Source organism: Escherichia sp. MOD1-EC4550, from assembly GCF_963876935.1.
In the GTDB taxonomy this organism is placed as follows: Bacteria; Pseudomonadota; Gammaproteobacteria; order Enterobacterales; family Enterobacteriaceae; genus Escherichia; species Escherichia coli_F.
The window spans coordinates 150,633-177,296 of the sequence record NZ_CAWNSE010000016.1 but is presented as its reverse complement, the minus strand read 5'-3'; the positions used below and the strand labels follow the sequence as shown (position 1 = coordinate 177,296).

Here is a 26,664-nt window from a genome sequence, read left to right as displayed (position 1 = left end):
CATCGGCAACGATACCGTTAAGCTCTTGATGACATCATTTGATTTTCAACTGCATCACGCAGCCGCACGACATTTCGTGAGAGTCATTCATAGCTTAGGGATAAATCTCCCAGAGCTGGGGTATACCCGCAACATGCTGGCGATGTGGGAAAATTTGGTTGAGATTGTTAGAAATGATTTGAAGGCAGAACGCTTAAATCACATGGCGTCCTGAAACGAAAAACGGACCTCCGTGGAGGTCCGTTTATATGAATTTGGTGCCCGGACTCGGAATCGAACCAAGGACACGGGGATTTTCAATCCCCTGCTCTACCGACTGAGCTATCCGGGCAACGGGGCGCATTAAACCGTAATCTGCACATCTCGTCAACCTAATTTCAGTAAAAGCGATTCAACTGCTTAAGATTGCGGCAAATCGCTTCTTTTCTGTGTTTCTGTCAGGTCAGTGCGCCACCCTGGCGGCAGCGAGCGAAGCGCAGGATATCTTCTGCCAGCCGATGTGCGGTGTCGACATCCGCGTGGCTACGATTCACCAGCATTCGGCTTAAACAGCCTTCCAGCACCAGTTCCATCTGCTTTGCTACCATCGCCGGATCGTCAACTTCCAGCGTGGTTAACAGTTCGTGGGTGAAATCGTAGGCCGCGCTTTTTTGCTGATCGGCCAGTTGATGAATAGGGTGGCCAGGATCGGGATAAAACGTACAGGCAGCGATAAACAGACAGCCCGGATAGCGGTTGTTTTTAACGCACTCCGATAGCGCCTGATAACGCGCCAGCAGCTTTTGTTCGGCGGTTTGCGTTTCGTCCAGCATCAGCTGACGACGCCAGACATCTATCTGTTGGCTAAGATAGCGCAGCGCATCATAGAGGATTGCCTCTTTGTCTGGCCAGAAGCGGCGTAGCTCGTCCAGTGGATAATCCACACGTTCAGCAACCATCTCCAGCGTGGTGTTGGCAATCCCTTGTAATTCTAATAATTTCAGGGCTTCTCCCAGTACATCTTCACGTTGCACGCTATTTTCCTCCGTCTTTCCCACTGCAAGTGTCGTTCACGGTTGGCGATCGCGCAAATGTGCGCTGAAGGTTTCAGCATCCATAAAGCCCGTGACGCGTGCTTGCGGATGCTCCTGGCCTTGTCCGTCAAAAAAGAGAATTGTCGGTAGGCCAAGGACATTAAGATGCTTTAACAGCGCCACATCTTGGGCGTCGTTGGCAGTGACGTTGGCCTGAAGTAATACCGTGTCTGCTAACGCTTTTTGCACCTGCGGGTCGCTGAAGGTGTATTTCTCAAACTCTTTACAGGCGACGCACCAGTCGGCATAGAGATCTAACATCACTGGTTTGCCTTTGGCTTCAACGAGCGCCTGATTTAACTCATCTACCGTTTTGATTTGTGTAAAGTTGAGATGCGTCTGAGTTTGCGCGGTATGCGTCGCACCAAATGCCCAATCCTGAAGTGGGCGCACGCTAACCAATGCTGCTGCCAGCAGAATTATTTGCACTACGCTCATCCAGCCGCGTTTGGCCTGTAAGCTGGTGATAAAGGCCCAGCCAAAGAACGCGACGCCAAGCGCTGACCACAAGCGTAATCCCCAGACATCGCCAATCACTCGCTCCAGCAGGAAGACCGGCAGTGCGAGGATCACAAAACCAAACGCGGTTTTGACTTGTTCCATCCACGGGCCGCTTTTCGGCAGCAAGCGGTTACCAAAGACGGTAATTAGCATCAGCGGCAGGCCCATGCCCAACGCATAGAGATAAAGCGTGCCGCCCCCCAGCCACATGTTCCCGCTTTGGGCGATATACAACAGAATCGCGCTAAGCGGTGCGGTGGTGCATGGTGAACAGATCAGTCCGGCAATCGCCCCCATAACAAACACACCGCCAGGTGAGCCGCCCTGTTGGCGATTGCTCATCAGCGTGAGGCGCGTTTGCAGCGAAGAGGGGAGTTGCAGGGTAAACAAGCCAAACATTGACATCGCCAGCAAGGTAAAGACGATAGCGAGGCCAATGAGCACGTATGGGTGCTGTAGCGCCGCCTGGAACTGTAACCCTGCGGCGGCAACCACCAGACCCAGTGCCGTGTAAGTCAGCGCCATCCCCTGCACATAAATAAAGGTCAGCATCAATGCTCTGGCAGTGGAGAGCCGCTGTTTACCGCCCAGCACGATGCCAGAAATCAGTGGGTACATTGGCAGCACGCATGGCGTAAAGGCGATACCAATACCGATCAACAACGCCCAGAGCGCGGAAAAGGGCAATTGCGCGGTGGGCTGCTCTTGCTGCGGAACAGACACAAGCTGTGACGCTGCGTTGTTGGCGACCACTTCGCTTAACGGAACGGTTTTGGTTTCTGGCGGATAACAGAAACCAGCATCAGCACAGCCCTGGTAGGTGACAGTTAACGTCGCTCCCGCACTCGCCTGGTTGATGGTTACGGGAAGCGTCAGCCGATCGCGGTAAATCTCGCTTTTGCCGTAAAACTCATCTTCATGCCAGACGCCTTGCGGCAGCTGCACGTCGGCAATTTTCGCGTGTTCCGGCGTAATGCGGACCTGTTTACGGTAGAGGTAGTAACCGTCTTTGATCTGCCAGGTCAGATTCAGGTCATGTTGGTTTTGCTGAAAATCAAAAGCAAAGGCTTGATCCGCGGGGACAAATTGTGAACGTCCCGGCGCGTCGAATAATCCGGCAAAAACGGAAGTGCTGCAAAGTAGCAGGATCAGCGTAAAGATGCGTTGAGCCATGAGAGGTAATCTGTGTCTCCGTGTGTAACAGGTAAAACCAGAAGTTCCGGGGTTTGATATGGATGATGAGACTTCAGGCATTCCAGCAGTGCCTGCTGGTGAGATACGGTAGTTTTTAAAATCATCTGTACTTCGTATTCTTGCTCCAGCTTACCTTCCCAGTAATAGAGAGAGGTCGCGCCGGGGATCAAGGTCGCGCAGGCTGCCAGTTTTTCCGCCAGCACTTTGGCGGCTAAATCCTGGGCTGTCGCTTCATCCGGTGCGGTACATAGCACCACGACAGACACGGTATTCGAACTTTTTTCATCAAGCATAAACACCTCGCAAGAACAGATGGAACCGCAAGAGAGAGGTCACTATACAACGGACGGGGGAAGGATGTTAGTCGGCGGGAAAGAAAGCGGGGCCTGAAGCCCCGCGATTGGTCATTACAGCATGAAGCTACCCAGCACGAAGCCGAAGCAAACGGCCAGGGCAACACCCAGAGTACCCGGGATGAAGAACGGATGGTTGAAGACGAATTTACCGATACGGGTAGTACCCGTGTCATCCATCTGTACCGCAGCAACCAGCGTCGGGTAGGTCGGCAGAATGAACAGACCAGACACCGCAGCGAAAGAAGCAACAGCGGTCAGCGGAGAAACGTTCAGTGCCAGAGCCATCGGCATCAGTGCTTTTGCGGTTGCAGCCTGAGAGTACAGCAGAGCAGAAGCAAAGAAGAAGATGACGGCCAGCAGCCACGGATGACCCTGAATCACTTCACCAGCGGTATCTTTGATCCAGTCGATGTTGTTGGAAACGAAAGTATCGCCCAGCCACGCAACACCCAGGATACAAATACAGGCGCTCATACCTGCTTTGAAGGTGCTGGAGTTGAGGATGTTGTCGGTATCGACTTTACAGATAACGGTGGTCAGAGTTGCAACGCTGAGCATGATGATCAGGATTGCGTTGGTGGTGTTCATCAGCGGTTTTTCAACCAGACCCATGCTTGGGCTGTTGATGATTGCATAGATAACAACGCCAACTACGCCCAGCAGGAACAGCCAGACGGACGTTTTTGCACCGGATTTGATTTCAATCTGCTTTTCACCGCGCAGTTCAACCAGGCCCTCTTCCAGACGCTTGCGATAAATCGGATCGTCAGAGAGTTTGGAGTTGAACAGCATAGTGACCAGGAAGGACATCACCAGAACCGCCAGCAGGGTGGACGGGATGACCACGGAGAGCAGATGGAGGTAGCTGATGCCATGACCTTCCATCACGGAAGACATGTAAACCACTGCTGCTGAGATTGGCGATGCGGTGATCGCAATCTGCGCGGATACCACTGCAGTAGACAGCGGACGGCAAGGTTTAACGCCTTGTTCCTTCGCAACTTCAGCGATAACTGGCAGTGTCGCCAGAGAGATGTTGCCAGTACCAGCAAAGATAGTCAGGAAATAGGTCACGATCGGTGCGAGGATCGTGATGTATTTCGGGTTACGGCGCAGCAGCTTTTCTGTCTGATGAACCAGATAGTCCAGACCGCCAGCAACCTGCATGGCAGAAATAGCGGCGATAACCGCCATGATAATGGAAATGACATCGAACGGGATGTTACCGGGTTTAACGCCAATAGCGGCAAGAACCAGCACCCCCAATCCGCCTGCAAAACCAATACCTATTCCCCCCAATCTGGCGCCCAAGAAGATCGCCAGCAAAACTATGATGAGTTCTACAACTAGCATATTAGCCTTCCTTGTTTTTTAACAAGTTGATATTAGATTGTTATTTTTAAGTTACTACTCACAAGAAAAAAGGCACGTCATCTGACGTGCCTTCTTTATTTGTACTACCCTGTACGATTACTGTTCGCTTTCATCAGTATAGCGTTTTGCTTTGTAAGCCGGGTGCATCAGATTCTGTACGGAGAAAATATCGTCAAGTTCCGCTTCAGTCAACAGACCGCGTTCCAGAACGACTTCACGTACACTCTTACCGGTTTCGGCACAGATTTTACCCACGATGTCACCGTTGTGGTGACCGATGAACGGGTTCAAGTAAGTAACGATACCGATAGAGTTGTAAACGTAACCTTCGCACACTTCTTTGTTAGCCGTGATGCCGTTAATGCATTTTTCCAGCAGGTTGTAGCAAGCGTTGGTCAGAATGTGAACGGATTCGAACATAGCCTGGCCAATGACCGGCTCCATAACGTTCAACTGCAGCTGACCTGCTTCTGCTGCCATGGTAACAGTGGTGTCGTTACCGATGACTTTGAAGCATACCTGGTTAACCACTTCCGGAACAACCGGGTTTACTTTAGCTGGCATGATGGAAGAGCCCGCCTGCAGTTCCGGCAGGTTGATCTCGTTCAGGCCGGCACGTGGACCAGAAGAGAGCAAGCGCAGGTCGTTACAGATTTTGGACATCTTCACAGCCAGGCGTTTCAGCGCGCCGTGAACCATAACATAAGCGCCGCAGTCAGAGGTCGCTTCGATCAGGTCTTCAGCCGGTACGCATGGGAAGCCAGTGACTTCAGCCAGTTTTTTCACTGCCAGCGGAGAGTACTCTTTCGGCGTGTTCAGACCAGTACCGATTGCTGTTGCGCCAAGGTTAACTTCCAGCAGCAGTTCAGCGGTACGTTGGATGTTTTTCACTTCTTCTTTCAGCAGGATGCTGAAAGCGCGGAATTCCTGACCGAGGGTCATCGGTACTGCGTCCTGCAGCTGGGTACGACCCATTTTCAGGATGTCCTGGAATTCGACAGCTTTACGTTCAAAGCCTTCACGCAGTTGGTTAATCGCATCTACCAGCTTAATCAGGGAAGAGTAAACTGCGATACGGAAACCGGTCGGGTAGGCGTCGTTAGTGGACTGACATTTGTTAACATGGTCGTTCGGGTTCAGGTACTGATATTCACCTTTCTGGTGACCCATCAGTTCCAGACCGATATTGGCCAGCACTTCGTTGGTGTTCATGTTTACGGAAGTACCTGCGCCGCCCTGGTAGACGTCTACCGGGAACTGATCCATGCATTTTCCGTTGTTCAGGACTTCATCACATGCGGCAATGATGGCATTCGCTACACTTTTAGGAATGGTTTGCAGCTCTTTGTTTGCCATAGCTGCGGCTTTTTTAACCATTACCATACCGCGAACAAATTCAGGAATATCACTGATTTTGTTGTTGCTGATATAGAAGTTTTCAATCGCTCTCAGAGTGTGAACACCATAGTAGGCATCAGCTGGAACTTCCCTGGTACCCAACAGATCTTCTTCGATACGAATGTTGTTTGACATGTGAACCTTCTTTTTCAAGCTGCCAATGATTTGCTTTAAACACACAGAATATATGTGGTTTCGAATGTTTTTCGACCGACGATTATCCCCTGCATCGACCGAATACCCGAGATCATATGCTGCTTGAGGATTTCTACCGTAATCTGGATCACTTTAAGTGTCGGTTTTTACCCCTTAATTATTAATTTGTGAAATAGATCACCGCTTTGGGATTACTACCAAAAATAGTTGCGCAAACATCTTGAAATTTTGCTAATGACCACAATATAAGCTGAACGCGATTCGCAACCCATTCAGGTAGCCGGGTTTAACCGGCTGCTATTACAGGAGAAACCTTTGCGCTGGTTACCTTTTATTGCCATTTTCCTTTATGTCTATATTGAGATTTCAATCTTTATTCAGGTTGCCCATGTATTGGGGGTATTGCTGACCCTCGTGCTGGTTATATTCACGTCAGTTATTGGTATGTCACTGGTACGTAACCAGGGCTTTAAGAATTTCGTGCTGATGCAGCAAAAAATGGCGGCAGGTGAAAACCCAGCGGCGGAGATGATTAAAAGTGTTTCGCTGATCATTGCCGGTTTGCTGCTTTTATTACCGGGCTTTTTCACCGACTTCCTCGGTCTTCTGCTTTTATTACCGCCGGTGCAAAAGCATCTGACAGTGAAGTTGATGCCGCATTTGCGCTTTTCTCGCATGCCAGGCGGCGGTTTTAGCGCCGGGACCGGTGGCGGTAATACTTTTGATGGTGAGTACCAGCGAAAGGATGATGAGCGCGACCGCCTTGATCATAAAGACGATCGCCAGGATTAATGCCGAAACGCCGGATTATGTGGTTATGCCATTTTCCGGCGTTTTTCGTTTTGGCAGAAACAGCCATAACCCCGCCAGCATGATCAGCGCATAGAGACTTTTCCAGCCGACCATTGCCAGTAACAGAACGCATAACAGCCCGCCAACCACCGCCAGTAGTCGATAACGTCCTTGCAATAATTTACAGCCTGCCAGCATGCATAACAGATAAATCATAATAAAGATGCCATTGGCATAGATGATAAGTGCGTCCAGATTGATCTCTAAAGCATGAATCACCAACGTGCTCACCACGCAGCAGCCGAGCACCGCATTGAGGGCATTATTCGGGATATGACGAGAAGAGAGGCGTGCCAGGTAGTGGTCAGGATTATGTTGCGCCTGCGACCAGACCAGGCGGGCGAAGCTCTGTATATAAATGTTGAGACTGGCAAAGCAGGCCAGATAGCCAATCACGCAGGCAATCCATAACGCTCCTACACCGAACAGTTGCACTACAATTTTTGGAAGCGATGCTGCTGCCGCCATTTGTTCACCATAGGCGTCGAAGTGTAAGACGACTACCGTACAGCCCCAGTAGACTAATCCTGCCAGCAGCAGACCAATCATCAAAGCACGAGGAAAATCACGCTCTGGATTTTTAAATTCCGAGGCAAGATGGGCAAATGCTTCCAGACCGACAAAGCACCAGAACATCACTGATAACGCAGCAAATAACCCGGTAAGTTCGATATTACCAGGTGCAGGGAAGGGGATATTCGCAGGTTTGATATCGCCCGCCCACCAGATAGCGACAATCAGCGCGACGATAAGCCCGGCAATGACCGTTTGTAGATTAGCACTGGAACTGGCACCGCGCGTACCGATATACCACACCAGCGCCAGCGTACCGAGTTCTGCTAACAACAGTTGCCAGCTATGCCAGCCAAACATTGCCTGGCCGAAGCCGGCAGCAATTTGTAGCGCGGCAGGCAAACCTACGGGAATGACCGATAAAAACAGCCAGCCGGTGACTCGCTCAAGCCGCGAACCAAACGCCATACCGACGAAGTGTGCGACGCCGCCTGCACTGGGATAGTGGCGCCCCAGAATCGCAAACACAATCGCAATCGGGAACACTAAGATAATCAAAACGGGCCACGCCCACAGGCTGTTATTACCCGCTACCAGCGCAGCTAACGCAGGAACGGCAAACACGCCGGTGCCTAATAATGACGTCGATAGCAGGCCGATGCCCTGGGCCAGCCCCAGTTCTTGTTTGAGTCCACTCATGGGTTGATGTCCGATTGCGCCCAAATCTTGGGCAACTGCGTAGATTTTCGATGGTAGCACAATCAGATTCGCTTATGACGGCGATGAATAAATTGCGATGAAATGTGAGGTGAATCAGTGTTTTCACCCGATTTTGTGCTGATCAGAATTTTTTTTCATTTTCCCCCTTGAAGGGGCGAAGCCTCACCCCCATTTCTCTGGTCACCAGCCGGGAAACCACGTAAGGTCCGGCGTCACCCATAACAGATACGGACTTTCTCAAAGGAGAGTTATCAATGAATATTCGTCCATTGCATGATCGCGTGATCGTCAAGCGTAAAGAAGTTGAAACTAAATCTGCTGGCGGCATCGTTCTGACCGGCTCTGCAGCGGCTAAATCTACCCGTGGCGAAGTGCTGGCTGTCGGCAATGGCCGTATCCTTGAAAATGGCGAAGTGAAGCCGCTGGACGTGAAAGTTGGCGACATCGTTATTTTCAACGATGGCTACGGTGTGAAATCTGAGAAGATCGACAATGAAGAAGTGTTGATCATGTCCGAAAGCGACATTCTGGCAATTGTTGAAGCGTAATCCGCGCACGACACTGAACATACGAATTTAAGGAATAAAGATAATGGCAGCTAAAGACGTAAAATTCGGTAACGACGCTCGTGTGAAAATGCTGCGCGGCGTAAACGTACTGGCAGATGCAGTGAAAGTTACCCTCGGCCCAAAAGGTCGTAACGTAGTTCTGGATAAATCTTTCGGTGCACCGACCATCACCAAAGATGGTGTTTCCGTTGCACGTGAAATCGAACTGGAAGACAAGTTCGAAAACATGGGTGCGCAGATGGTGAAAGAAGTTGCCTCTAAAGCGAACGACGCTGCAGGCGACGGTACCACCACCGCAACCGTACTGGCTCAGGCTATCATCACTGAAGGCCTGAAAGCTGTTGCTGCGGGCATGAACCCGATGGACCTGAAACGTGGTATCGACAAAGCCGTTACCGCTGCAGTTGAAGAACTGAAAGCCCTGTCCGTACCGTGCTCTGACTCTAAAGCGATTGCTCAGGTTGGTACCATCTCCGCTAACTCCGACGAAACCGTAGGTAAACTGATCGCTGAAGCGATGGACAAAGTCGGTAAAGAAGGCGTTATCACCGTTGAAGACGGTACCGGTCTGCAGGATGAACTGGATGTGGTTGAAGGTATGCAGTTTGACCGTGGCTACCTGTCTCCTTACTTCATCAACAAGCCGGAAACTGGCGCAGTAGAACTGGAAAGCCCGTTCATCCTGCTGGCTGACAAGAAAATCTCCAACATCCGCGAAATGCTGCCGGTTCTGGAAGCCGTTGCAAAAGCAGGTAAACCGCTGCTGATCATCGCTGAAGATGTTGAAGGCGAAGCGCTGGCAACTCTGGTTGTTAACACCATGCGTGGCATCGTGAAAGTTGCTGCGGTTAAAGCTCCGGGCTTCGGCGATCGTCGTAAAGCTATGCTGCAGGATATCGCAACCCTGACTGGCGGTACCGTGATCTCTGAAGAGATCGGTATGGAGCTGGAAAAAGCAACCCTGGAAGACCTGGGTCAGGCTAAACGTGTTGTGATCAACAAAGACACCACCACTATCATCGATGGCGTGGGTGAAGAAGCTGCAATCCAGGGCCGTGTTGCTCAGATCCGTCAGCAGATTGAAGAAGCAACTTCTGACTACGACCGTGAAAAACTGCAGGAGCGCGTAGCGAAACTGGCAGGCGGCGTTGCAGTTATCAAAGTTGGTGCTGCTACCGAAGTTGAAATGAAAGAGAAAAAAGCACGCGTTGAAGACGCCCTGCACGCGACCCGTGCTGCGGTAGAAGAAGGCGTGGTTGCTGGTGGTGGTGTTGCGCTGATCCGCGTAGCGTCTAAGCTGGCAGACCTGCGTGGTCAGAACGAAGACCAGAACGTGGGTATCAAAGTTGCACTGCGTGCAATGGAAGCTCCGCTGCGTCAGATCGTCCTGAACTGCGGCGAAGAACCGTCTGTTGTTGCTAACACCGTTAAAGGCGGCGACGGCAACTACGGTTACAACGCAGCAACCGAAGAATACGGCAACATGATCGACATGGGTATCCTGGACCCAACCAAAGTAACCCGCTCTGCTCTGCAGTACGCGGCTTCTGTGGCTGGCCTGATGATCACCACCGAGTGCATGGTTACCGACCTGCCGAAAAACGATGCAGCTGACTTAGGCGCTGCTGGCGGTATGGGCGGCATGGGTGGCATGGGCGGCATGATGTAATTGCCCTGCAACTCGCAGAAATAAACAAACCCCCGGGCAGAAATGTCTGGGGGTTTTTCTTTTAGTCATCTTTCTAGTATAAGATTCAGACACGGACGACGCGAGTGGCGTCCAGCTCATTGATTATGGGGAATAACATGCACGTAAAATACTTAGCAGGGATTGTCGGTGCCGCGCTACTGATGGCGGGTTGTAGCTCCAGCAACGAATTGAGTGCTGCCGGTCAGAGTGTACGCATTGTGGACGAGCAGCCAGGCGCAGAGTGCCAGCTGATTGGTACTGCGACAGGTAAGCAAAGTAACTGGCTTTCCGGGCAACATGGTGAAGAAGGCGGTTCTATGCGTGGTGCGGCAAACGATCTGCGCAACCAGGCAGCGGCAATGGGTGGTAACGTGATTTATGGTATCAGCAGCCCGTCGCAGGGAATGTTGTCCAGTTTTGTCCCGACGGATAGCCAGATTATCGGCCAGGTATATAAGTGCCCGAATTGATGTGATTCAGAGGCTGGATGACTCCAGCCTCGCATTAGCAAAGATGAGATTATTTCGCTTGTGGTGCACTTTTGCTGATGGACTGAACACGTAAGTGATGTAGCGCGCGTAAGCATTGATCCTGGGTTAGCGGTTGGGCGTTATTTGCTGCTACGGTGCGAACATAGACCTGACATGGTACACCCGCGAGTTTTTTCAGTCGTGGGCTGAAATCAAGCATTCGGCGAGTGATCGCCTCCACTTCTTTACCCGGCGTTGCTTCACGCGTTTTCACCACTGCGCCGCTAAATTGTTCTTTGCCATTTTCATCTTTAAAGCGATAAAGCACTGCCAGATAATGGTTGAACAAGTTATGTTTCCATTCCGGTTGGGAATAGGTGTCATATTCCAGATTGCCATTGTCCTGGCAGTCAACGTCGTATAACGGCAGGAAATCTAACAGTGAGGTAATACGTAATGCCAGTTCACGCATTTCCGCATTATTAATTGCATGAATGATTGCTCGCGCCAGCATTTCAATCTGCAATTCATTGATGACTAACTCACATTTGCTACCGTCATGTAGCGTTAATACGAAGGTAAGATTTTCACCCTGATTATCGGTAAGTTCCAGCGTGTTAACTCGACGATTAATATCGGCATTTTTAAGCTCATCAACCAGAATTTCTGGGATATTTTCTGCCATTTTCTTAATGACTTTATCGCGAGCTTGCTCATACTGAAGGCGTGCTGCAGCATCCAGTTTATGCTTTTGATGCAGACGGCTTTCCAGCGCAATCAGCAGGTCGCGCAGTTCCATGACAGACAGAAAGAACAACGATTCTTTATTGCGAGGCTCTTTAATTTTCAGCGCCAGTGCAATGAAATTATTACTCTTGCGAATAACACCGGTATTAACTCCCTTGATGCTTATGGCCATGTAGGTTCTCCCTAACCATTTCTCAATTAAATAATTAATTTTAATTTATAAGCCAGATAAATGGGCTTGGTAGTAATAGTTGTTAAAATAACATAAATAGCCGTGCTCACTCTATATAAACAGAAAAGAAAGGTTAATTATTGGTGTGATCTATATAAAGAATAAAAATAGCAACGGATATGAATAATTAATGGTTAAGCAATGGGCACCGATTAAACTTTTCTGTTTAATGACAGATCACTGTTCTTGTGTGCGTTGCTCTTGCCGGATGCGGCGTAAACGCCCTATCCGGCCTACAGTTCATTGAAAATTCGTGCAATTTCAATGCGCGATGTAGGCCTGATAGGCGTAGCGCATCAGGCGATTTTAGTGTTTAACTTCCCTGTTTAATCAGTTACTGCTGGCGTAGCTGGAGATCCAGTGGCGTTTTACTGGGTTCGCCGCCAATCTCGCGCGCCAGTTTCGGCACCATATATCCAGATACCAGCGTCAGCAACTCACGCATAATCTGCCGTGCTTCGTCATCACTCACCATAAAATGCGCCGCGCCCTGCACTTTATCGAGCACATGCAGGTAATACGGCATCACGCCCGCATCGAACAACGCATTACTCAGGTTTGCCAGCGTTTGTGCGTTATCGTTCACACCACGTAACAGAACGCTCTGGTTCAGCAAAGTAACGCCTACCTGGCGCAACTTAGCCATAGCCTGGCGGAATGTTTTATCTACCTCATTGGCATGGTTGATGTGATTCACCAGCAAGATTTGCAGCGTAGAATGTGAAAAGCGTTCAACCAGCGCATCTGTGATGCGTGCCGGGATCACAATCGGCAGACGGCTGTGAATCCGCAGACGTTTGATATGCGGGATGGCTTCCAGTTGTGTAAGCAACCAGTCCAGCTCGTGATCTTTCGCCATCAGCGGATCGCCGCCGGAGAAAATCATCTCGTCCAGTTCCGGATGCGCAGCAACATACTCAAGTGCAGTCTGCCAGTTACGCTTGTTGCCCTGATTTTCGGCATACGGGAAATGGCGACGGAAGCAATAGCGGCAATTTACCGCGCAGCCGCCTTTGACCAGCAATAGCGCCCGGTTGTGGTATTTATGCAACAAACCAGGGACTACGCTGTGCTGTTCTTCCAGCGGGTCGGTGGAGAATCCGGGCGCGACGACAAACTCATCTTGCGAGGTAAGTACCTGACGCAAAAGTGGATCGTCCGGATTGCCTTTCTCCATGCGATCGATAAATGAGCGGGGCACACGCAGGGCAAACAGCTTTTTGGCGCTGCGTCCGGCCAACAGTTTTTCGTCCGCGTCTATATTCAAAAGACGCAGAAGTTCATCAGGATCGGTCACAACATCGGCAAGTTGCGTTAACCAATCTTCTCTGGATGGGGTATTTAGGGTTACAATATGCGCCATTTTGTGGCTTAGCTACCAATTAACAAATTTCAGAGGGCCTTATGGCAACGTACTATAGCAACGATTTTCGTGCTGGTCTTAAAATCATGTTAGACGGCGAACCTTACGCGGTTGAAGCGAGTGAATTCGTAAAACCGGGTAAAGGCCAGGCATTTGCTCGCGTTAAACTGCGTCGTCTGCTGACCGGTACTCGCGTAGAAAAAACCTTCAAATCTACTGATTCCGCTGAAGGCGCTGATGTTGTCGATATGAACCTGACTTACCTGTACAACGACGGTGAGTTCTGGCACTTCATGAACAACGAAACTTTCGAGCAGCTGTCTGCTGATGCAAAAGCAATTGGCGACAACGCCAAATGGTTGCTGGATCAGGCAGAGTGTATCGTAACTCTGTGGAATGGTCAGCCGATCTCCGTTACTCCGCCGAACTTCGTTGAACTGGAAATCGTGGATACCGATCCGGGCCTGAAAGGGGATACCGCAGGTACTGGCGGCAAACCGGCTACCCTGTCTACTGGCGCTGTGGTTAAAGTTCCGCTGTTCGTACAGATCGGAGAAGTCATCAAAGTGGATACCCGCTCTGGTGAATATGTCTCTCGCGTGAAGTAATGCGGTTTTGGTGCGGCCTGTTGGCTGCACCATCACTTATTCCGGTCAGAGATGATGAAACGCCTTATCGTTCTTGTTTTGCTTGCCAGCACGCTGCTCACGGGCTGTAATACCGCTCGCGGTTTCGGCGAAGATATCAAACATCTCGGCAACTCCATCTCCCGCGCTGCCAGCTAATTTTTCTTCTCTTCCGAAAAATCATCAGATTTCCATCATTTTTGGCGATGTTGTCTATTATTAATTTGCTATAGGCAAACATAAATAACATTACCTAAAAGGAAGACGTTATGGTGAAGAAGACAATTGCAGCGATCTTTTCTGTTCTGGTGCTTTCAACAGTATTAACTGCCTGCAACACCACGCGTGGCGTTGGTGAAGACATTTCTGATGGCGGTAACGCGATTTCTGGCGCAGCAACGAAAGCGCAGCAATAAGCAATAACGGTACGACAGCTGTGTCGTGCCGTTTGTTTTTTCTGCGATAGTCACTAAGGTAATAGTTGAAATTCCCCTGCCACCTGGCAAAATACCCGTTCAACCATCAGCTTTGCAGGACGACCTGCAAACGCCTCTTTTCACCGGGGACGGCCCCAATTCTCCGGAGCCTGATATGTCCTGGATTATCTTAGTTATTGCTGGCCTGCTGGAAGTGGTATGGGCCGTTGGCCTGAAATATACCCACGGCTTTAGTCGTTTGACGCCAAGTGTTATTACCGTGACGGCGATGATTGTCAGTATGGCGCTACTTGCCTGGGCGATGAAATCGCTACCGGTAGGGACGGCTTATGCCGTGTGGACGGGTATTGGCGCAGTCGGCGCGGCCATCACCGGCATTGTGCTGCTCGGTGAGTCCGCTAATCCGATGCGCCTGGCGAGTCTGGCGTTAATCGTATTGGGGATTATTGGTCTGAAACTCAGCACTCATTAACTACCGGGCTGCTGTACCCAAATAAACTTACTGACATCAAACCCTTCCCGGGTCGCGACTGCCAGCATCTCCTGTTTCACTTCGTCAGAAATGGTTGGCGTGCGGGAGAGTATCCACAGGTAGTCGCGGTCCGGACCGCAAACCAGCGCATGGCGGTATTCCCGATCGAGTGCAATAACGTTATAACCGCCATAGAAAGGACCAAAGAATGACACTTTCAGCGCAGCGCGGGTAGGCGCGCCGGTAAAGTACGCTTTCCCTTCACTCTGCTGCCACATTTCTCTGTCAGGGTTATAGCCTTTATTAATGACATTCAGGCCGCCGTCATCCCGTAGGCTGTATGTTGCGGTGACTTTTTCCAGTCCACGTTCAAAGCGGTGATCAAAACGGGCAATCTCATACCAGGTACCGAGATAACGTTTGGCGTCGAAATTATTCACTACTGTCACGCCACGCGGCGGCGTAGGAGAACTGCAGGCAACGACCAGAAATGCAGCTGTCGCTGCGGCAACGAGAGGGAGTAGGCGCATAAATGTTTCCTTACTGGTTTTTTTCTAAGTGTAGATGACAGCAAGGAAAAGCGGAGTAAAGGTCCGAAAATTCGGACCCGATGAAATTTTACTGTAGAGCGTTGAGAATCTGCCAGGCGGCGGTAACTCTCGCTGGATTGGGATAATTTTTGTTAGCCAGCATCACGATACCCAGCTCTTTTTCTGGAATAAACGCGACATAGCTACCAAATCCGCCGGTCGCCCCCGTTTTATGTACCCATGATGCGCGTACTGCAGGAGTTGGGGGTGTAATCGCTTTTACGGGGCGTGCTGCCAGTGCAATTTTATTATCACTGCCGTTTATGATGGTGTCAGGATTTACCGGCCAGTCCAGCATTTCCCAGCCCAGGCCCTGATACATATCGCCGGTTTGCCAGTAGCGAGATTGTGCCAGTTGTATCCCTTGTTGAAGTGTTTTCTCATTGATATCACGGGGGGTTAAATTGCTTTGCACCCAGCGGGCCATATCTTCAATGGTCGACTTCACACCATAAGCTTCAGCGTCTAATGCCCCTGGCGAAACATGCACTGCCTTACCTTCGCGATATCCCCAGGCGTAATGCTTTTCTTCTGCGGGCGGCACATTAATCCACGTATGGTTGAGTTTGAGTGGCTGGAAAACACGAGTTTGCATCGCCTGTTCAAAGCTCAAATCGGATGGTTTCACAGCCAGTGCACCGAACAAACCAATACTGGCGTTGGCATACAGACGTTGTGTTCCTGGAGCCCATGCAGGCTGCCAGTTTTGATAGAAGCGCAGCAAGTCGCTTGAGGATTTAACGTCATCCGGCACCTGTAATGGCAGGCCGCCAGCGGTGTAGGTCGCAAGATGTAATAGTGTGATCCCATTCCACTGTTTAGTGGTAAGTTCAGGCCAGTATTTTGTTGCGGGATCGCTTAGGTTGATTTCCCCTCGCGCAATAGCGTCGCCACCAAGCACGCCCGTAAATGTTTTGCTGACCGAGCCTAACTCAAACAGCGTTTGCTGCGTGACGGGCTGCTTTTTATCTACGTCCGCATAGCCCCAGGTAAAGTAATAAGGTTTGCCCTGATAAATCACCGCCACCGCCATACCGGGGATCTTTTGTTGCTCTATAAGCGGGGTAATTGTGCGATGCACAATCTCGTTGAGCTGTTGCGGGGCGGAAAGTGCGGAGCAAGAGGCGGTAATTAATAAGGCGCAGAGCGTCGTTTTGAACATAGCGTCTGGTTTCCATACAAAACGGCCCGCCATAGGCGGGCCGGATTTACATTGGCGATGCGTTAGATTGTAACGACACCAATCAGCGTGACAACTGTCAGGATAGCAGCCAGACCGTAGAAAACCCATTTGCCTGCAGGCACGTGGATTTTCAGATCGTGCATCGCGTGGTGCATACGGTGTAAACCACACCACAGTGGCAGAACGATCATCAGGAACAGGAATACGCGACCAATGAAGCTTTGCGCGAACGCCAGAACGCGCTCGTAGCTCAGCGCATCACCCGGAAACAGCCCCAGCGGCAGCAGAATACCCACCAGCAGGATCATCACCGGCGCAATAATTGCGCTCCACATACCACCGGCCCCGAAGAGGCCCCAGAATACCGGTTCGTCAGAACGCTTTGGATTTGGATTAATCATCTCAGGCTCCTTACCAGTACAGGGCAACAAACAGGATTACGATGGTGGCAACCACGGTTACCGCCCAGAGACTTTTGATAATTGGCTCTGGTCCCATTTTTTCGTCTTTTACAATGATATTGGCCGCTTTCGGTGCCAGCTCAAACCAGGTTTTGGTGTGCAGCAGAGCTGCTGCCAGAGTGATCAGGTTAATGATCACGATAACCGGGTTTTGTAAAAAGTCGACGAATCCCGCCCAGGCTTCCGGGCCATTTTTCAAGGCAAACAGCCCGAAAATCAGTTCAATGCTGAACCACACAGCCGGAACTGCCGTGCCTTCGCGCAGCATGTAAAAGCGATAAAACGGCAATTTTTTCCACCAGGTGGACGTCATTGGCCGTACATACGGTTTACGTTTAGTCGTCATGTTGCACTCCTTAGCGTGGTTTCAGGGTCGCGATAAGAAAGTCTTTCGAACTTTCTACTTTGCCCTGCTGAATGGCCGCAGCCGGATCGACGTGTTTAGGGCAGACTTCGGAGCAGTAGCCCACGAAAGTACAGCTCCATACGCCATTCTGGCTGTTCAACTGCGCCATACGCTCCTTCTTACCGTGGTCGCGGCTATCTTCGTTATAACGATGCGCCAGCGTAATGGCAGCCGGACCGATGAACTCGGGGTTCAGGCCAAACTGCGGGCACGCGGCGTAGCACAGACCACAGTTGATGCAACCGGAGAACTGGTGATACTTCGCCATCTGCGCCGGGGTCTGGATGTTAGTACCCTGATCCGCGGTGCGGGAGTTGCCGATGATGTACGGTTTGATCGCTTCCAGACTTTCGATAAAGTGAGTCATATCGACCACCAGATCGCGTTCAATCGGGAAGTTAGCTAACGCTTCAACCTTCATACCGTCGGTGTAGTCACGCAGGAAGGTTTTGCATGCCAGTTTTGGCACGTTGTTAACCATCATGCCGCAGGAACCACAAATCGCCATACGGCAGGACCAGCGGTAGCTCAGGTCCGGTGCCAGGTTGTCTTTGATGTAGCCCAGCGCATCCAGTAATGAGGTAGTTGCGTCATAAGGCACTTCATAGAATGCGCTATGCGGTGCGGTATCGACTTCCGGGTTATAGCGCACCACCTCAATTTTCAGGTTTTTCATCTCAGCCATTCGCCTTCTCCTTCTTATTGGCTGCTTCCGCCTTATCGGCTGCATCCGCTTCGCCACCGTAAACACGTTTAGCTGGCGGCAGCGTAGTAATCTTCACGTCGCTGTACTCCAGGCGAGTAGTGCCATCAGCATCGCGGAAGGCGAGGGTGTGTTTGAGGAAGTTGACATCGTCACGCTCGGTGCAACCTTCGTCCAGACGCTGGTGCGCGCCGCGGGACTCTTTACGTGCCATTGCGGAGTGCGCCATACATTCAGCAACGTTCAGACCGTGACCCAGTTCAATGGTGTAGAGCAGGTCGGTGTTGAACACGCTGGAGGTGTCGGTGATGCGCACGCGCTTGAAGCGTTCCTGCAGCTCAGCCAGCTTGTCGATGGTTTTCTGCATCAGTTCCGGCGTACGGTAGATACCGCAACCTTCTTCCATAGCCAGGCCCATTTCGTCGCGGATCTTCGCCCAGTTTTCGCCGCCATCCTGGTTAACCAGATCTTTCAGACGTTGTTCAACGCTAGCAGCCTGCGCTTCAATTGCCGCTTCGTTGCCATTACCGGCAGTTGCTGCACGTTCTGTCGCTTGTTCACCGGCCAGACGACCGAAGACCACCAGTTCCGCCAGGGAGTTGGAGCCCAGACGGTTTGCGCCGTGCAGACCAACAGAGGAACATTCACCCACGGCGAACAGACCTTTAATGCGGGTTTCACAGTTCTGATCGGTTTCGATACCGCCCATGGTGTAGTGTGCGGTCGGACGTACCGGAATCGGTTCTTTAACCGGATCGACGCCAACGTACGCTTTCGCCAGTTCGCAGATGAACGGCAGACGTTCATGCAGTTTTTTCTCGCCGAGGTGACGCAGGTCGAGATAAACCACATCGCCACGCGGTGTGGAGATGGTGTTGCCTTTACGCCATTCGTGCCAGAAGGCCTGAGAAACTTTGTCGCGTGGACCCAGTTCCATATATTTGTTTTTCGGCTCGCCCAGCGGAGTTTCCGGGCCCATGCCGTAATCTTGCAGATAACGGTAGCCATTTTTGTTGACCAGAATACCGCCTTCACCGCGGCAGCCTTCGGTCATCAAGATACCGGAACCTGGCAGACCGGTTGGGTGATACTGAACGAATTCCATGTCACGCAGCGGAACGCCGTGGCTTAGCGCCATACCCATACCGTCACCGGTAACGATACCGCCGTTGGTGTTGTAACGATAAACGCGACCCGCACCGCCGGTAGCCATAACGACCGCGTTAGCGCGGATCTGCACCAGCGTGCCTTCCATCATGTTCATTGCTACCAGGCCGCGAACATGACCATCATCAACCAGAATATCCAGTACGAAGTGCTCGTCAAAACGCTGGATCTGCGGGAATTGCAGAGAGGTCTGGAACAGCGTGTGCAGCATATGGAAGCCGGTCTTATCGGCGGCGAACCAGGTACGCTCGATTTTCATGCCGCCGAAGCGACGTACGTTGACGCTACCATCCGGGCGACGGCTCCATGGGCATCCCCACAGTTCCAGTTGGGTCATTTCGGTTGGGCAGTGGTGGACGAAATAATCCACGACATCCTGCTCACACAACCAGTCGCCACCCGCTACTGTATCGTGAAAGTGATATTCGAAGCTGTCATGATCCTGCGCGACAGCGGCGGAGCCCCCTTCTGCAGCAACGGTATGGCTACGCATAGGGTATACTTTTGAGATTAGTGCGATTTTTGCATTTGGATTTGCCTGCGCGGCAGCAATTGCAGCACGTAATCCCGCGCCACCGGCGCCTACAATGGCAAGATCGGCTTGAAAGGTTTGCACGACATTCCTCCAGATTGTTTTTATCCCACAGCCCCGTACTTCAGGGTAAGTGCCTGAAAGTTACGGTCTGCGAACGCTATTCCACTGCTCCTTTATAGGTACAACAGTATAGTCTGATGGATAAGTCTGAAATTTGACGAGATCGATTTTTTTAGTGCGCAAGAGGGCTAAATTATCACTGAAGATGATTAATTTAATTACTAAACCATCAGATCGTGCTTTTTTTAGTCACCGCCCACCGTTGATTGATACCTGCGTAAAATTTGTCTCGCCGCCGCGTTGCGAGTAGACTTCGTGCCCTTGTCAAAAAATGGAGATTTAACTATGAGCGAAACGGCATCCTGGCAGCCGAGCGCATCCATTCCTAACTTATTAAAACGCGCGGCGATTATGGCGGAGATCCGTCGTTTCTTTGCCGATCGTGGAGTGCTGGAGGTGGAGACGCCTTGTATGAGCCAGGCGACGGTAACCGATATTCATTTGGTCCCGTTTGAGACGCGTTTCGTTGGCCCCGGGCATTCGCAGGGGATGAATCTCTGGTTAATGACCAGCCCGGAATACCATATGAAACGCCTGCTGGTTGCCGGTTGTGGGCCGGTTTTCCAGCTGTGTCGCAGCTTCCGTAATGAAGAGATGGGGCGTTATCACAACCCTGAATTCACTATGCTGGAGTGGTATCGACCGCACTATGATATGTACCGGTTGATGAACGAGGTGGACGATCTCTTGCAACAGGTGCTGGACTGCCCGGCAGCAGAAAGTCTTTCTTATCAACAAGCTTTCTTGCGTTATCTGGAAATTGACCCGCTCTCTGCCGACAAAACGCAACTGCGGGAAGTGGCAGCGAAACTGGATTTGAGCAACGTTGCCGATACCGAAGAAGACCGCGACACGCTGCTACAACTGCTGTTTACCTTTGGCGTAGAGCCAAATATTGGCAAAGAAAAACCGACCTTTGTGTACCACTTTCCGGCCAGCCAGGCATCACTGGCGCAAATCAGTACCGAAGATCATCGGGTCGCTGAACGCTTTGAGGTTTATTATAAAGGTATTGAGCTGGCGAATGGTTTCCATGAATTGACGGATGCCCGTGAGCAGCAACAACGTTTTGAACAAGATAACCGTAAGCGCGCGGCGCGCGGTTTGCCGCAGCACCCCATTGACCAGAATCTTATTGAAGCCTTGAAAGTCGGTATGCCTGACTGTTCCGGCGTGGCATTAGGCGTTGATCGTCTGGTGATGTTGGCGCTGGGCGCGGAGACACTGGCTGAAGTCATCGCCTTTAGCGTTGACCGGGCATAATTCTGAAAAATTACTGAATTAACAGCGAAGAATGGCGTGATAAGCGCCATTCTGTAGCATATGTTTTCATTTTTCCGCTAAAGGCCACAATTTAAGACTGGATATTTGATATCATCCAGGTATCAATTCTGTATTGGTTTTTACGCTGCCCGCTCAATGTTGGGCGGTGCAGTTCAGTGGGCGCGTTTTATACACGCGCTGAAATGAAGGATGGTTTCATGCCTCACACGATAAAAAAGATGAGTCTGATAGGACTCATATTGATGATCTTTACTTCCGTATTTGGATTTGCCAATAGCCCATCGGCTTATTACTTAATGGGTTATAGTGCGATTCCCTTTTATATATTTTCTGCATTGTTATTCTTTATTCCATTCGCCTTAATGATGGCTGAAATGGGCGCTGCGTATCGCAAAGAAGAAGGCGGTATCTATTCCTGGATGAATAATAGTGTCGGACCACGTTTTGCCTTCATTGGTACGTTTATGTGGTTTTCCTCTTATATCATCTGGATGGTGAGCACCTCCGCGAAAGTTTGGGTACCGTTCTCAACATTTCTCTACGGTAGCGATATGACCCAGCACTGGCGTATTGCCGGACTGGAGCCTACGCAGGTAGTTGGTCTGCTGGCAGTGGCATGGATGATTCTGGTCACCGTCGTTGCTTCAAAAGGGATTAATAAAATTGCCCGTATTACTGCGGTGGGCGGTATTGCAGTAATGTGTCTTAATTTAGTATTGCTGTTAGTAAGCATTGCTATTTTGTTATTAAACGGTGGGCATTTCGCGCAGGATATTAATTTCCTGACATCACCGAATCCAGGTTATCAGTCCGGTCTGGCAATGCTATCGTTTGTGGTATTTGCCATTTTTGCCTATGGCGGAATTGAAGCGGTGGGTGGTCTGGTCGATAAAACGGAAAATCCAGAAAAGAACTTTGCCAAAGGTATTGTTTTTGCCGCTATTGTTATTTCAATCGGTTATTCGCTGGCAATATTTTTATGGGGCGTCAGCACAAACTGGCAGCAGGTATTAAGTAATGGTTCCGTTAACCTCGGCAATATTACCTATGTGCTGATGAAGAGCCTCGGGGTGACGCTGGGTAACGCACTGCATTTGTCACCTGAAGCGTCATTGTCACTGGGTGTATGGTTTGCACGTATTACTGGGCTTTCGATGTTCCTCGCTTACACTGGCGCGTTCTTTACGCTTTGCTATTCACCGTTGAAAGCTATCATCCAGGGGACGCCGAAAGCGTTGTGGCCGGAACCGATGACGCGGCTGAATGCGATGGGCATGCCATCTATCGCGATGTGGATGCAGTGCGGATTGGTTACTATCTTCATCCTGCTGGTTTCGTTTGGTGGTGGCACCGCATCGGCATTCTTTAACAAGCTAACGCTGATGGCGAACGTGTCTATGACGCTTCCTTACCTGTTCCTTGCACTGGCTTTCCCGTTCTTTAAAGCACGTCAGGATCTCGACAGGCCGTTTGTGATTTTCAAAACACATATGTCGGCAATGATTGCGACAGTTGTTGTCGTACTGGTGGTGACATTTGCGAACGTGTTCACCATCATTCAACCTGTGGTTGAAGCCGGAGACTGGGACAGCACATTGTGGATGATTGGCGGCCCTGTCTTCTTCTCGCTGTTAGCGATGGCGATTTACCAGAACTATTGCAGCAGAGTGGCAAAAAATCCGCAGTGGGCGGTGGAATAACCCGATGCCCTATCGTCTGCCTGACGATAGGGCGCAATGACAGGGAATTAGCGGGATTTCGTATGCGCTATAGCGAAATTAAGCGACCGATTATCTCATGAGTGCGCGCATGTTTGTCTTGTGCTGCATCTGGTTTGTTGTGGCGTTCCTCTGGATAACCATTACCTCCGCGCTGGACAAAGAATGGATGATTGATGGACGCGGGATTAACAACGTCTGTGATGTTTTGATGTATCTCGAAGATGACGATACTCGCGATGTCGGTGTGATAATGACGTTACCGCTCTTTTTCCCTTTTCTCTGGTTCGCTTTGTGGCGAAAAAAACGCGGCTGGTTTATGTACGCCACCGCGCTGGCTATTTTCGGCTACTGGTTGTGGCAGTTTTTTCTGCGCTATCAGTTTTGCTTGTGAGCCGGATGGGTTCATCCGGCCACAAAGACCTTACAAACTTCCCGCCTGACGACCTTTGCCCGCAGAAGTTAATGTTCTCCCCGTTTGTTTACCGTTGAGGCTTTCCAGACGCATCTGGAAGGGCGGGAATGGCATATCGATACCGTGGGCATGGAATCCTGCCAGAATCAGCTGGTGAATCTCATGGCGTAGTGGCATGCGGTGACCCATCTCAGCGGCGTAAATACGCAGCTCGAAAATCTGAATCCCCTGTTGTAGATCCACCAGGAAGACTTCCGGTGCTGGGTTATCGATCACCAGCGAGCAGCGACGCGCTGCGGTGAGCAGGATTTCCGTCACTTCTTCACTGTTGGCATCGGCAGGGGCCGGAATCGTCAACACCACGCGCGTGACCGAGTCAGAGAGCGACCAGTTGATAAACTGCTCGGTAATAAACGCCTTGTTCGGCACGATAATTTCTTTGCGGTCCCAGTCGCTGATGGTGGTGGCGCGGGTGTTAATTTTCGTCACACTACCGGTGAGATCGCGGATCGTCACCGTATCGCCAATGCGAATCGGTTTTTCGAACAGGATGATCAGGCCAGAGATAAAGTTGGCGAAAATTTCCTGCAAACCAAAGCCCAGACCAACACCGAGCGCGGCGACCAGCCACTGTAATTTCGACCACTCAATACCAATCATCGAGAAACCGACCAGCCCGCCAATCAGCATCAATAGATATTTGGTGATGGTGGTGATGGCGTAGCCGGTACCCGGCGTTAAATCGAGGTGCTGTAAAATCGCCAGTTCCAGCAGCGCGGGCAGGTTGCGCACCAGCTGCGTGGTGATGATAAACACCAGAATGGCAATTAGCACCGCACCGAGGGTAATCGGCTCCAGGCTTTCTACGCCCTGTACCGTGGAAGTGACATCCCACAGCGAAATATTTTCGAGGAAGCCGAAAGCGGAATGGATTTCTGACCACAGCACAATGACCGAAAGCAGGGCGATCAACATCAAAATTGAGCGCACCAGCCGCAAGGATTGTGCACTGATGGCATCGAGATCGACTTCACTTTCATCGACTTCAATTGCCCCTTCCGGGCTACTGTGATGATGCGCTTCCTCTTCGCCACGCGCACGCTGCGCTAACATCTCTGCCCGGCGATGCTTCGCCCGGTCAAACGCCAGCCTGCGGCGTTGGATCAGCATCCAGCGGCGGATAACGTGATAAACCACCAGTAGCAGGAACCAGATGGCAACCGAGGTTTCAAGCCTCGCTAACAGCGCCTGCGCCGTTGCCAGATAACCCACCGCCGACGCCAGAATGGCAACCAACGGCGCGCCAATCATCATGTTCCACAGCATATGGTTGATAATGTTGTCGCCGCTGCCTTCTTTGTTGAGATACAACGGAATGCCGGCCTTTTTCAGGCTGAGGGTGACTACCGCCAGTGCACCGCAAATGAGGATAAAACAAAGCCGTCCCAGCGAACCGGAGAATTCACGGTCGTCGAGGTTATCGAACATCATCAGCGCCATAATCAGCGGCACAATAAGCCCGATGCTCATCAGGTAGTAACGCATCCCACGGGAAACCCGTTCGCGTGGCCAGCCGAAATGAGCGATAAACAAGCCGTTCGGACGGGCAAAGGTGGCGCAAATCATCACTACCCACAGCAGCGGTACGGTGGCCGTTACGCCATCACCAATTGCGACCGCCAGCGGATAAGGCCACGCCTCGCGCAAGCCGTAACCCAGCGTCATCCACAGCACCGGTAGCGGCGAGGCGACGAGAATCGACCAGAAAAGGGTGCGCAACGTCAGCCAGAAGTGATCCTGAGTCACTTTGCCGACTTTCGCCGCCGAACGTTCAAGAAAACGGGTGAAATAGCGGCGTGAGTAAATACTGCAACCGACCAGAATCAACGCGCCAAACAGCGGCAAAATCGTCTCTTTGCTGGTCAGCATCATTACGCTGGCTTTGCCCAACTGACTGAAGGTGTCCAGCGAAATGAGACGACGCAGATCCTGAGCGATCTCCAGCGGCCAGGCGATGGTCATCGGGCGCACGTCAGAAGTCCAGAACAGGTAGCGGTGCGTCGCTTCATTCACTTCTTTCAGCGCATCTTCCAGTTGCCCGTTGGAGACTTTCAGCTTGGTCAGCTCCAGCAGTAACGTGTCGCCACCCTGCAACAATGAGTTCAGCAACTCACGCTGAGTGCGCAGCTGTGCTTCTAGAATACGGTTTTGCTCGGCGGTCAGCGGCTGACCGTCTGCCTGATGGATTTGCCGTAGCAGCGGCTGTTTATTGAGCAGATCCTCATAACGTAACCGTTGCACACGCAACTGCGCCATTTCGGTATCAAGCTGTTGTGGTTTTGGCATTTCCGGCAGCCGTGCCACCTGCGCCCGCAACGCTTCACCGAGTAGGTTGGACGATCCCAGCCATTGTGATTGTTCACGCAGCGTATTCAACGCCTGCCGGACCTGTAACGTCTGGCTGGCAGCCTGACGCTGTTGCGAGGCAACGAGATCCATCCGCTGCGCCTGTTGATTCAACGCCGCCGACAGCTCGCGGTTAATTTTGAATTGCGCGACGATATCTTTCGGCAAATCGGCACTGTTTTCCGCCAGAAGTTCGGTGCTTTCCAGCGCCCGCTCCGCCTCAAGCTGACGTTGGCTGTTCAACTGATTACGCAAGGCCTGCAAATATGCATCCAGCTGCTGGCTCTCTTTTTCCGCCAGCTCTGAGCGTAAACGCGCTAATTCCTGGCGGTTATTGGCAGACAGCTGCGCCAATTCCAGTTCATCAACGAGCGCCTTCAGTCGTGCAGAGTCAGATTGCAACGCGAAATTTTGTGCCTGATTAAGCGGGGTATTGCCGGTAAGTGTTCCCAGCCGCCGCTCGATTTCATTCAACTGACGGCGAGCGTCGGTTTGCTGTTGCGGTAATTGATTCAGCGAATCGGCAATCTCGCGGGCGCGCTCTTGCTCTTGCTGGGCCTGACGGCTCTTATCCAGTAACTGACTGCTGACCTGGAGAATTTCCTGATTCAGCGCGTCGGTAGACATTCCCGGCGATACGCTGCGCGGCTCGTCACGCATGTTGTTTAATTGCGCGCGCAGAGTAGCGGAGAGTTTCGGGTAATTATCAATGACTTCTTGATATTGCTTGATGCGCTCAAGGGAACCTTTTCTTTCCTCAAGCGCATTTAAGGCGGACTGGAGTGCCTCTACGACTTCCGGCTGAGCGGGTTTCGCCGCTTTTGCCTGCTCCAGTTCCTGGGTGATTTGTTTACTATCGGGGGCCGTCGCGGCGTACGCCCCCCAACTGAGGCACCAGGCCATCAGAAAAGTGATAATCAGGCGCACGTCAGC

26 protein-coding genes and 1 tRNA gene are annotated in these 26,664 nt (G+C 51.3%); 11 read left to right on the top strand and 16 right to left on the bottom strand.

Features of this window, described 5'->3' with window-relative positions; all coding sequences use genetic code 11:
* Window positions 1-255: 255 nt before the first annotated feature.
* The 6 genes from AACU19_RS14045 to aspA form a co-directional block, all read right to left on the bottom strand.
* Window positions 256-331 (bottom strand) — tRNA-Phe (locus AACU19_RS14045).
* Between the two features lie 106 nt (window positions 332-437).
* Complete coding sequence (locus AACU19_RS14040) at window positions 438-1,013, bottom strand: transcriptional regulator (RefSeq protein ID WP_001317578.1); 576 nt, start codon at window positions 1,011-1,013, stop codon at window positions 438-440.
* Window positions 1,014-1,049: 36 nt separating this feature from the next.
* Complete coding sequence (gene dsbD, locus AACU19_RS14035; protein ID WP_105279061.1) at window positions 1,050-2,747, bottom strand: protein-disulfide reductase DsbD; 1,698 nt, start codon at window positions 2,745-2,747, stop codon at window positions 1,050-1,052.
* A complete protein-coding gene (gene cutA / locus AACU19_RS14030) occupies window positions 2,723-3,061 on the bottom strand; it encodes a divalent cation tolerance protein CutA (RefSeq protein ID WP_032304347.1) in 339 nt (112 codons plus the stop codon). Before cutA ends, dsbD begins: the two co-directional genes overlap by 25 nt.
* 114 nt (window positions 3,062-3,175) lie before the next feature.
* The gene (gene dcuA / locus AACU19_RS14025) at window positions 3,176-4,477 is read right to left on the bottom strand and encodes an anaerobic C4-dicarboxylate transporter DcuA (protein ID WP_000961959.1); all 1,302 of its coding nucleotides are present in this window, start codon (window positions 4,475-4,477) and stop codon (window positions 3,176-3,178) included.
* Between the two features lie 117 nt (window positions 4,478-4,594).
* Window positions 4,595-6,031 (bottom strand): aspartate ammonia-lyase, encoded by a 1,437-nt coding sequence (gene aspA, locus AACU19_RS14020; protein ID WP_000069437.1) that lies wholly within the window; start codon window positions 6,029-6,031, stop codon window positions 4,595-4,597.
* Between the two features lie 336 nt (window positions 6,032-6,367).
* On the opposite strand from aspA, the gene AACU19_RS14015 reads away from it, so the two are divergent.
* The gene (locus AACU19_RS14015; protein WP_001267448.1) at window positions 6,368-6,844 is read left to right on the top strand and encodes an FxsA family protein; all 477 of its coding nucleotides are present in this window, start codon (window positions 6,368-6,370) and stop codon (window positions 6,842-6,844) included.
* Between the two features lie 15 nt (window positions 6,845-6,859).
* Here AACU19_RS14015 and yjeH read toward each other — a convergent pair whose 3' ends face one another.
* Complete coding sequence (gene yjeH / locus AACU19_RS14010; protein WP_000015841.1) at window positions 6,860-8,116, bottom strand: L-methionine/branched-chain amino acid transporter; 1,257 nt, start codon at window positions 8,114-8,116, stop codon at window positions 6,860-6,862.
* A gap of 275 nt (window positions 8,117-8,391) precedes the next feature.
* On the opposite strand from yjeH, the gene AACU19_RS14005 reads away from it, so the two are divergent.
* The 3 genes from AACU19_RS14005 (at window position 8,392) to AACU19_RS13995 (ending at window position 10,866) form a co-directional block, all read left to right on the top strand.
* The gene (locus AACU19_RS14005) at window positions 8,392-8,685 is read left to right on the top strand and encodes a co-chaperone GroES (protein ID WP_001026276.1); all 294 of its coding nucleotides are present in this window, start codon (window positions 8,392-8,394) and stop codon (window positions 8,683-8,685) included.
* Between the two features lie 43 nt (window positions 8,686-8,728).
* Window positions 8,729-10,375 carry a chaperonin GroEL gene (gene groL / locus AACU19_RS14000; protein WP_000729117.1) on the top strand — a complete coding sequence of 549 codons (1,647 nt, stop codon included), beginning with the start codon at window positions 8,729-8,731 and terminating at the stop codon, window positions 10,373-10,375.
* A 137-nt stretch (window positions 10,376-10,512) separates the two neighbouring features.
* Window positions 10,513-10,866, top strand: a complete 354-nt coding sequence (locus AACU19_RS13995; protein WP_000558209.1) for a DUF4156 domain-containing protein — start codon at window positions 10,513-10,515, stop codon at window positions 10,864-10,866.
* A 49-nt stretch (window positions 10,867-10,915) separates the two neighbouring features.
* On the opposite strand, the gene AACU19_RS13990 is transcribed toward AACU19_RS13995, so the two are convergent.
* Together AACU19_RS13990 and epmB are read right to left on the bottom strand one after the other, a co-directional pair.
* On the bottom strand, window positions 10,916-11,785 hold the full coding sequence (locus tag AACU19_RS13990; protein ID WP_105279060.1) for a YjeJ family protein: 870 nt from the start codon (window positions 11,783-11,785) through the stop codon (window positions 10,916-10,918).
* Window positions 11,786-12,179: 394 nt separating this feature from the next.
* On the bottom strand, window positions 12,180-13,208 hold the full coding sequence (gene epmB / locus AACU19_RS13985; RefSeq protein WP_105279059.1) for an EF-P beta-lysylation protein EpmB: 1,029 nt from the start codon (window positions 13,206-13,208) through the stop codon (window positions 12,180-12,182).
* A gap of 41 nt (window positions 13,209-13,249) precedes the next feature.
* Here epmB and efp point away from each other — a divergent pair, with 41 nt between their 5' ends.
* From efp to sugE, 4 genes are all read left to right on the top strand, one after another.
* Complete coding sequence (efp, locus tag AACU19_RS13980) at window positions 13,250-13,816, top strand: elongation factor P (RefSeq protein WP_000257278.1); 567 nt, start codon at window positions 13,250-13,252, stop codon at window positions 13,814-13,816.
* Window positions 13,817-13,867: 51 nt separating this feature from the next.
* Entirely contained in the window at window positions 13,868-13,993 is a 126-nt protein-coding gene (gene ecnA / locus AACU19_RS13975; RefSeq protein WP_000977757.1) for a lipoprotein antitoxin entericidin A, read from the top strand.
* Between the two features lie 110 nt (window positions 13,994-14,103).
* The gene (gene ecnB / locus AACU19_RS13970) at window positions 14,104-14,250 is read left to right on the top strand and encodes a lipoprotein toxin entericidin B (protein WP_000239596.1); all 147 of its coding nucleotides are present in this window, start codon (window positions 14,104-14,106) and stop codon (window positions 14,248-14,250) included.
* Window positions 14,251-14,425: 175 nt separating this feature from the next.
* Window positions 14,426-14,743, top strand: coding sequence for a quaternary ammonium compound efflux SMR transporter SugE (gene sugE / locus AACU19_RS13965; protein WP_000118482.1), 318 nt, complete (start codon window positions 14,426-14,428; stop codon window positions 14,741-14,743).
* On the opposite strand, the gene blc is transcribed toward sugE, so the two are convergent.
* The 6 genes from blc to frdA form a co-directional block, all read right to left on the bottom strand.
* Entirely contained in the window at window positions 14,740-15,273 is a 534-nt protein-coding gene (blc, locus tag AACU19_RS13960) for a lipocalin Blc (protein ID WP_001238369.1), read from the bottom strand. The two genes, sugE and blc, sit on opposite strands and share 4 nt — an antisense overlap.
* An 88-nt stretch (window positions 15,274-15,361) precedes the next feature.
* Window positions 15,362-16,495, bottom strand: a complete 1,134-nt coding sequence (locus AACU19_RS13955) for a BlaEC family class C beta-lactamase (protein WP_032185734.1) — start codon at window positions 16,493-16,495, stop codon at window positions 15,362-15,364.
* Between the two features lie 62 nt (window positions 16,496-16,557).
* Window positions 16,558-16,917: a fumarate reductase subunit FrdD gene (gene frdD, locus AACU19_RS13950; protein ID WP_000609663.1), complete on the bottom strand. Its 360-nt coding sequence runs from the start codon at window positions 16,915-16,917 to the stop codon at window positions 16,558-16,560.
* A gap of 10 nt (window positions 16,918-16,927) precedes the next feature.
* Window positions 16,928-17,323, bottom strand: a complete 396-nt coding sequence (frdC, locus tag AACU19_RS13945; protein ID WP_000208757.1) for a fumarate reductase subunit FrdC — start codon at window positions 17,321-17,323, stop codon at window positions 16,928-16,930.
* 10 nt (window positions 17,324-17,333) lie between these two features.
* Entirely contained in the window at window positions 17,334-18,068 is a 735-nt protein-coding gene (gene frdB, locus AACU19_RS13940; protein ID WP_000829498.1) for a fumarate reductase iron-sulfur protein, read from the bottom strand.
* Window positions 18,061-19,869: a fumarate reductase (quinol) flavoprotein subunit gene (gene frdA / locus AACU19_RS13935; RefSeq protein WP_105279058.1), complete on the bottom strand. Its 1,809-nt coding sequence runs from the start codon at window positions 19,867-19,869 to the stop codon at window positions 18,061-18,063. Before frdA ends, frdB begins: the two co-directional genes overlap by 8 nt.
* A 324-nt stretch (window positions 19,870-20,193) precedes the next feature.
* Here frdA and epmA point away from each other — a divergent pair, with 324 nt between their 5' ends.
* The 3 genes from epmA (at window position 20,194) to AACU19_RS13920 (ending at window position 23,304) form a co-directional block, all read left to right on the top strand.
* Window positions 20,194-21,171: an elongation factor P--(R)-beta-lysine ligase gene (epmA, locus tag AACU19_RS13930; protein WP_000004771.1), complete on the top strand. Its 978-nt coding sequence runs from the start codon at window positions 20,194-20,196 to the stop codon at window positions 21,169-21,171.
* A gap of 218 nt (window positions 21,172-21,389) precedes the next feature.
* Complete coding sequence (gene yjeM, locus AACU19_RS13925) at window positions 21,390-22,892, top strand: glutamate/gamma-aminobutyrate family transporter YjeM (RefSeq protein ID WP_105279057.1); 1,503 nt, start codon at window positions 21,390-21,392, stop codon at window positions 22,890-22,892.
* A 97-nt stretch (window positions 22,893-22,989) separates the two neighbouring features.
* Window positions 22,990-23,304 (top strand): YjeO family protein, encoded by a 315-nt coding sequence (locus AACU19_RS13920; protein WP_032144217.1) that lies wholly within the window; start codon window positions 22,990-22,992, stop codon window positions 23,302-23,304.
* Between the two features lie 30 nt (window positions 23,305-23,334).
* On the opposite strand, the gene mscM is transcribed toward AACU19_RS13920, so the two are convergent.
* Window positions 23,335-26,658 (bottom strand): miniconductance mechanosensitive channel MscM, encoded by a 3,324-nt coding sequence (gene mscM, locus AACU19_RS13915; protein WP_105279056.1) that lies wholly within the window; start codon window positions 26,656-26,658, stop codon window positions 23,335-23,337.
* Between the last annotated feature and the right edge of the window lie 6 nt (window positions 26,659-26,664).

What these genes read in the sequence shown, in the direction of transcription:
- dsbD (WP_105279061.1), bottom strand. Translation starts at nt 2,747, where the DNA reads ATGGCTCAACGCATCTTTACGCTGATCCTGCTACTTTGCAGCACTTCC.
- cutA (WP_032304347.1), bottom strand. Translation starts at nt 3,061, where the DNA reads ATGCTTGATGAAAAAAGTTCGAATACCGTGTCTGTCGTGGTGCTATGT.
- dcuA (WP_000961959.1), bottom strand. Translation starts at nt 4,477, where the DNA reads ATGCTAGTTGTAGAACTCATCATAGTTTTGCTGGCGATCTTCTTGGGC.
- aspA (WP_000069437.1), bottom strand. Translation starts at nt 6,031, where the DNA reads ATGTCAAACAACATTCGTATCGAAGAAGATCTGTTGGGTACCAGGGAA.
- yjeH (WP_000015841.1), bottom strand. Translation starts at nt 8,116, where the DNA reads ATGAGTGGACTCAAACAAGAACTGGGGCTGGCCCAGGGCATCGGCCTG.
- AACU19_RS14005 (WP_001026276.1), top strand. Translation starts at nt 8,392, where the DNA reads ATGAATATTCGTCCATTGCATGATCGCGTGATCGTCAAGCGTAAAGAA.
- groL (WP_000729117.1), top strand. Translation starts at nt 8,729, where the DNA reads ATGGCAGCTAAAGACGTAAAATTCGGTAACGACGCTCGTGTGAAAATG.
- AACU19_RS13995 (WP_000558209.1), top strand. Translation starts at nt 10,513, where the DNA reads ATGCACGTAAAATACTTAGCAGGGATTGTCGGTGCCGCGCTACTGATG.
- AACU19_RS13990 (WP_105279060.1), bottom strand. Translation starts at nt 11,785, where the DNA reads ATGGCCATAAGCATCAAGGGAGTTAATACCGGTGTTATTCGCAAGAGT.
- epmB (WP_105279059.1), bottom strand. Translation starts at nt 13,208, where the DNA reads ATGGCGCATATTGTAACCCTAAATACCCCATCCAGAGAAGATTGGTTA.
- efp (WP_000257278.1), top strand. Translation starts at nt 13,250, where the DNA reads ATGGCAACGTACTATAGCAACGATTTTCGTGCTGGTCTTAAAATCATG.
- ecnA (WP_000977757.1), top strand. Translation starts at nt 13,868, where the DNA reads ATGATGAAACGCCTTATCGTTCTTGTTTTGCTTGCCAGCACGCTGCTC.
- ecnB (WP_000239596.1), top strand. Translation starts at nt 14,104, where the DNA reads ATGGTGAAGAAGACAATTGCAGCGATCTTTTCTGTTCTGGTGCTTTCA.
- sugE (WP_000118482.1), top strand. Translation starts at nt 14,426, where the DNA reads ATGTCCTGGATTATCTTAGTTATTGCTGGCCTGCTGGAAGTGGTATGG.
- blc (WP_001238369.1), bottom strand. Translation starts at nt 15,273, where the DNA reads ATGCGCCTACTCCCTCTCGTTGCCGCAGCGACAGCTGCATTTCTGGTC.
- AACU19_RS13955 (WP_032185734.1), bottom strand. Translation starts at nt 16,495, where the DNA reads ATGTTCAAAACGACGCTCTGCGCCTTATTAATTACCGCCTCTTGCTCC.
- frdD (WP_000609663.1), bottom strand. Translation starts at nt 16,917, where the DNA reads ATGATTAATCCAAATCCAAAGCGTTCTGACGAACCGGTATTCTGGGGC.
- frdC (WP_000208757.1), bottom strand. Translation starts at nt 17,323, where the DNA reads ATGACGACTAAACGTAAACCGTATGTACGGCCAATGACGTCCACCTGG.
- frdB (WP_000829498.1), bottom strand. Translation starts at nt 18,068, where the DNA reads ATGGCTGAGATGAAAAACCTGAAAATTGAGGTGGTGCGCTATAACCCG.
- epmA (WP_000004771.1), top strand. Translation starts at nt 20,194, where the DNA reads ATGAGCGAAACGGCATCCTGGCAGCCGAGCGCATCCATTCCTAACTTA.
- yjeM (WP_105279057.1), top strand. Translation starts at nt 21,390, where the DNA reads ATGCCTCACACGATAAAAAAGATGAGTCTGATAGGACTCATATTGATG.
- AACU19_RS13920 (WP_032144217.1), top strand. Translation starts at nt 22,990, where the DNA reads ATGAGTGCGCGCATGTTTGTCTTGTGCTGCATCTGGTTTGTTGTGGCG.